Origin of the sequence: Kocuria coralli (genome assembly GCF_008831305.1) — a bacterium.
Taxonomy (GTDB): Bacteria; Actinomycetota; Actinomycetes; order Actinomycetales; family Micrococcaceae; genus Kocuria; species Kocuria coralli.
In genome coordinates this window covers 1-233 of the sequence record NZ_ML708672.1, presented here as the reverse complement: position 1 = coordinate 233, position 233 = coordinate 1, and the positions used below count along the sequence as shown (strand labels likewise).

Below are 233 nucleotides of genomic sequence, written 5' to 3'. Positions count from 1 at the left end.
AGGTTCTGTCCTTGCTGGCGTAGTTGAGCCACCATCCGCACAACCAGTTATCGTAGAAGACAATGTTGTTGTAGGCGCCAATGTCGTTGTTTTAGAAGGCGTACGCATTGGAGAAGGCGCAGTTGTAGCAGCGGGCGCAATCGTTACAAAAGATGTAGCTCCTGGAACAGTCGTGGCCGGAATTCCTGCACGTGAACTTAAAAAATTAGATGCAAAAACAGCTTCTAAAACAG

The 233-nt window shown here is 47.6% G+C and carries 1 protein-coding gene; it reads left to right on the top strand.

Annotated elements, in window-relative coordinates; translation table 11 throughout:
* On the top strand, nt 1-233 hold a 233-nt coding region (locus FCK90_RS15295), incomplete at both ends, for a DapH/DapD/GlmU-related protein (protein WP_281347463.1).